The sequence below is a fragment of the Streptococcus pseudopneumoniae genome (genome assembly GCF_001068775.1).
GTDB classification, from domain to species: domain Bacteria; phylum Bacillota; class Bacilli; order Lactobacillales; family Streptococcaceae; genus Streptococcus; species Streptococcus pseudopneumoniae_N.
In genome coordinates, this window is the sequence record NZ_JWAJ01000001.1 from 1 (window position 1) to 397 (window position 397).

The following is a 397-nucleotide window of genomic DNA, read 5'->3' on the forward strand; positions in this document are numbered from 1 at the left end:
TGGTTGCTTAGGTGTTACTGTTACGTCACCTGTCTTAGGATCTTGTTCCAACTCTACTGTTGGATTGTTCTTCTCTGCATCTGTACGTGGATCTACTACCTTAACAGTTACTGGAACTTCATCTGTCGAACCATCTGGATAAGTTACTATAACTGTACGTGTGACTTTACCATTGTTAACAGTTGGAGTTTCTCCAGCTTTCCATGCGTAAGTCGTTGTCGTACCTGGTGTTGTTCCTTTATCTGGCAAGTCAGACTTGTTGGCAATATAAGTCTCTGGTGATCCCAAATCTGGAACAGTTCCATTTGAAGTCAGATTCACTGTAGGATTTGTAGCTGTTGGTGTATATTTATCAGCTTGCTTACGGAACTCAATCTGAATATTGGCGTTATTAGCA

At 41.1% G+C, this 397-nt stretch carries 1 protein-coding gene; it reads right to left on the reverse strand.

Annotation, left to right across the window (positions count from 1 at the left end; genetic code table 11):
• Positions 1-397, reverse strand: a 397-nt coding sequence (locus ADF68_RS11040; protein ID WP_049548094.1) for a Rib/alpha-like domain-containing protein, incomplete at both ends; no start/stop codon positions are given.